This is a genomic window from uncultured Paraglaciecola sp., from assembly GCF_913058035.1.
Classification (GTDB): Bacteria; Pseudomonadota; Gammaproteobacteria; order Enterobacterales; family Alteromonadaceae; genus Paraglaciecola.
Genome location: NZ_CAJXPA010000251.1, coordinates 1 through 4,897 on the forward strand (window position 1 = coordinate 1; position 4,897 = coordinate 4,897).

Below are 4,897 nucleotides of genomic sequence, written 5' to 3' on the forward strand. Positions count from 1 at the left end.
CCACTGTTGTTATTGAAAATGTAAGTAATGCAATTGATGGTGAGCAGCAAAAGGAAGCAATCGGATTAGAGTTATTTGGATTTAATTGGTGGCAGACAACGATTCCATTTGGTGCTTCCATTGGATGGGTACAAGCTGATAGGCAGTCGGCAAAAGACTTAGGAACAGCTATTTTTTTTCATCTGGACAATGCTTACACTTTAGGCTACTCAAAACACGATGATGACTCTGGTTGGTTTATTACTGTTGACTTGTTAAAAACATTCAGTGGTAAGAAGCCTGAACTAAAAGTATGGAAAGAAAAGTTTTCGAACTGACCAAATAAATTAGACATCCATAGTTTAGAATAAACAATTCTAGCCTTATTACTTAAGCCTCAGTGAATAAAAGTTAGACTAAATTCCATCTTCGAGTCGGACCAGGGTAACCCATTGATTTAACTTATAAATCATCCAAAAAATGCCTTTTATTTAGCCTTAAACCGGTGTTTTTAGCACCAAAATCACTATTGTAACGCGCTGACTGTTCACGTAGCGCATGTTTGTCTGCCATTTCTGTTACTTCCCTATTAGTGGCTTCGGTGTTAAGTGAAGTTTTTACTTTCTCAACAAAGTCTTCACTCCCCACAGCTAAACTTTCGACTAGGTTTTATCTCGCACACTATTGTTAATTGTCAGCTCTTCAATTCACCATTGCCTAAGTTGTTGCTGCATAGTAGCAATATCATTAAAGCCACCAAGATCCATCAATACAGGGGTATCGATAATACGGTATCGTTTCGGTGGTTGCTGGATTTCTCAGTAACCGCCGTGAACCCATTCTGTAGGGTGCTTGACAACATCGGCTCTGACCATATTCATATCGATATATATTAGGCACCGAAGGAAATGTTCGTCAGATTCAATCACGGTAGCATGATAGCGGTCCTCCCGAAATGCGCCTTTACGTTGCTTTCGCAGATTATATTCCTGTGCAGTCCGTCCCGCGATGGACTGCAGGCTTTTGGCGATGACGTGCTGGTTTGTGTCTTTCACCAGTAAATGAATAATGAATAGGGTTGGAGGTCACCACATAATTTAATACACATAACCCATAACGCCTCTTTGCCTCGAATAGCCAGCATTCACGATCACGAGCAAATTTGAGTAGAAACTCTTTTTTATGACAGCGGTGTGTAATGTGCCATAAAAAGCTTGGTGAAAAATATTGATTTGCACGAGGCACAGTCTTCTTCCTTAAATAGGCTATTTTCCCTATGAAATGGGTAGTTTAAGCGCCAAATCGCAGGGTCATATTGGCAATAAGTTAATAGTATCAATGGATTAAGATGGTCCGACCCCATGCGATGGCTTTCTCACAAACTTGCCCCAAGACTGACAAGAACAACGCCCTATCGTCGTCGATCAAATATATATCATCTCGTCCATCACCTCGCATAGTCAAATGATACAACGCGCCAGGGAACTCGATTCGTAGTGGTCTAGACATTTTTTGAATTTTACTTAATTACGCGCTCTATTCAAGATTCAAGACTTGATAATCATATAGAGATCTCCTCCGGACTAGTCGGTAAGGTAAGTGGTTCTAACAACACAAGCCAAACCGCGTAGCGGAGGAGATCAGCATGAAACTATATGGTGGAATAGATTTGCATTCAAACAATAGCGTGATTCATATCATTGACGAACAGGGCGTTAGTCAACTCAAAAAGAAAGTGGCCAATGATTTGGTCACGATTCTAGCGCTCTTAAAACCCTTCCAAGACGAGCTCACTGGATTGGTAGTTGAATCAACCTACAACTGGTATTGGCTAGTGGATGGTTTGATGGAGGCTGAATTTGAAGTCCATCTGGCCAATACGGCAGCCATACAGCAGTATTCTGGTTTGAAGTATGGCGATGATGATAGTGACGCTAATTGGTTAGCCAATATGCTACGCCTGGCAATCCTGCCAACAGGTTACATTTACCCCAAAGAAGCACGAATGCAGCGAGACTTGTTACGCAAGAGAATGCAGCTCGTTCAACAAAAGACAGCGAACATGCTTTCCATTCAAGGCATGTATGACCGCCATTTGAATCGCCGAATAAACAGTAACAAGCTGAAACAATTGACATTGGCTCAACTCGACAACGACTTTGGAGATCCCAATGTTCGTTTAGCTATTGGCGGAAACCTAACCGTACAACACTGTTTAGCACAACAAATCAAAGTCATCGAGGCCTCTTTAACGAAGCAATTAAAGCTCACGCCTGAGTTCATACGACTCACCAGTATTGATGGTATCGGATTAATTCTTGCACTAACCATCATGCTGGAGACTGGTGATATTAGCCGGTTCGATCAGGTGGGTAATTATGCCTCTTACTGCCGTTGTGTTAGCGGTGCCAGATACAGTAATGGTAAAAAGAAAAGCAGTACAAACACCAAAAATGGGAATAAGTATCTGGCCTGGGCATTCATAGAGGCTGCGAACTTTGCTATCCGTTATAACGACACCGTGAAACGCTATTATCAAAAAAAGCTGGCCAAAACAAAAGTGGTCATTGCCAGAAAAACAGTGGCACATAAACTCGCGAGAGCTTGTTTTTACGTACTACGCGATCAAGTTGATTTTGATGTCAATAAGGCATTTGGATATTCAAAATGATGAAAAGATAATCCGTGTTCGGGTTAAGTGGGTGAGTTCGTCCATGGGGTTGGTAAAACCATTAGACTTGATTAAACCACTCACTTAACCATCTAAAGAGTTGTTTGTTAAAGCTAGTATGCCCGTGTCTTGAGCCATAGTGGTCTGGTAATACCGTAGGTATAAACCATAGATTTGTCATCGTGTCAGGGAACCCTGACACCTAATGATTTGGACAAGTGTACGGCACTAAATAATTTCTGAGGCTTTAAGCCAAGGGCTGTCAGTATCGATTCATCGCCACTGACAAATGTCTTCATTCAGATGGGTGACTGGTGCATGTTAGTGTGACGCCAAACCATGATATTTTTAGGTGCATGAATTAGTGAAAGAAACAATACGGCCTTAGGGGCTGAAATGATTTGGTTGAAAAAAGCCAAAAGAATTTGCTTTGCCTGCTTGACCGGGGATTTCTAATGGGTGACCCTATACTTCCTACTTCCGGTTTCAAAGCGAGTCAATAGTAAGTCGGCTGATGTCGTTGCTGCAGCAAAGATCGCGTTGCTAACGCCCTATAAGGCGGCGGTATTAGCGATGACTGCCGATAATGGAAAGGTTGAACCCATCCCTGTTAACTTTGCACAAAATTGCACAAACCCTTCATATTCATTACACACTTCGCATTTAAACTAAATAAATGTTCTAGCAGTATAGTTTTTATGCACTTCAAAGTTGAATCCGCTTTTTATTTTTTAATTGACTATAAGGGTTATGTATGAAATTTTTAACAGGCACGTTATTATGTTCTACCATTTTGCTTCTGACTGGATGTAGTAGCAGCTCTACAACACCAGCAGCAGCAACAACAGCACTTACCAGTATTGACGGTATATGGCAGTCAGCCTGCCAAGCAATAGAAATGGATGGCGGGGATTTTTCATTCCAAGTGACATTTACGGCTAATGGCGGTAATAGTGTAGTCATACAGGATTCTTACAATGGCCTTACATGTGAGGGTGATAACTTGGACGAAGATGGACCAGAAAATGAAACTTATACGTTAGGCGACGTTGTCACAGTGGATGGATCAGTGGCATCCATCACTTCAGCAACGAAAATCGACCTTACAGATAAAGACGGTGTAACCACATACCAAATTATTGCCATTAGCGGCAATAATTTATATATAGGTGATGAGGGTGATGATGAAAATAATGGCATCGGTGAAACCGAAGAAACTCGGCCCGAACAGCTTGCTAATTTTGCGCTTGTAAAACAATAAACTACGATGACACTGCCTGCCTTTCAACATAAAAGGCAAGCATAAATTAAACCAGCTGCAATCTGCAGCTGGTTTTTTTTGCGCTCATTAATATTTTTTGCACTCAGAAAAGCGAGTAAACGAAAAAGAATAAAGGAAAAGCACTCTTAAATTAACCATATACCATTATCCCTTAGCATTTAATATCTAGAAAGGAAGGACATACCTCAATCGTTAAAGGAAATGACGATGACCCTATCCAGAAAACAACTTGTCGCAGTTGAAGACACACCTTATTACTACGTTGTTTCCCGCTGTGTACGTCGCAGTTACCTGTGTGGTATTGATGCTCATTCCGGTAAAGACTATGACCTGTTTTTGCTCCTCGACAACTGCTCCTGCGTTGTTCTAATTAGTTACGTCCCTGTAACGATGCAAAACAGGCATACACCGGGACGCCGGACCGTTCCATCCCTGTCAATAACCATCGCCGACAGTGGATTGAGAACCGTATTCGTATTTTATCATCACTCTTTGCACTCGACATTTGCAGTTATTGTGTGATGTCCAATCATATCCATCTTGTCATAAAGTTGATGCCGCAAGAGGCAGAAAGCTGGACGGATAATGAAGTTCTCGAACGTTGGACGCATTTATATACTGGCCCGCGTGCCGTCCAACAATGGCACGCTAACACATTGGATAGTCCAGCTGACTTTGAAACCCTCAATAGGCTTATTGAGATATACCGTAACCGTTTGGGAGATTTGAGCTGGTTTATGAAATGTCTAAATGAACCCATTGCTCGACAAGCGAATAAAGAAGATGGATGCACCGGTCACTTTTGGGAAAGTCGGTATAAATCACAGGCCCTTTTGACTGAAGAAGCCCTGCTCACGTGTATGGCTTACGTCGATTTGAACCCTGTTCGTGCCGATATGTGCAGCACACCTGAAGAGTCAGACTACACCAGCATCAAAGAGCGTATCGCCCCTAGCTTTGATCTA

The 4,897-nt window shown here is 41.9% G+C and carries 3 protein-coding genes and 2 pseudogenes; all 5 read left to right on the forward strand.

From position 1 onward, the window contains the following. A partial coding sequence (locus tag QZ562_RS19575) for a hypothetical protein (RefSeq protein ID WP_293764002.1) occupies positions 1 to 317 on the forward strand: 317 nt, incomplete at its 5' end. A 1,307-nt stretch (positions 318 to 1,624) separates the two neighbouring features. Next, positions 1,625 to 2,650 (forward strand): IS110 family transposase, encoded by a 1,026-nt coding sequence (locus QZ562_RS19580; protein ID WP_293764005.1) that lies wholly within the window; start codon positions 1,625 to 1,627, stop codon positions 2,648 to 2,650. A gap of 462 nt (positions 2,651 to 3,112) precedes the next feature. Next, positions 3,113 to 3,244, forward strand: a pseudogene (locus QZ562_RS19585) (IS30 family transposase); the annotation flags it as partial. A 160-nt stretch (positions 3,245 to 3,404) separates the two neighbouring features. Next, positions 3,405 to 3,911, forward strand: a complete 507-nt coding sequence (locus QZ562_RS19590; protein ID WP_293764008.1) for a hypothetical protein — start codon at positions 3,405 to 3,407, stop codon at positions 3,909 to 3,911. Positions 3,912 to 4,453: 542 nt separating this feature from the next. Further along, a pseudogene (locus QZ562_RS19595) lies at positions 4,454 to 4,897 on the forward strand (transposase); the annotation flags it as partial.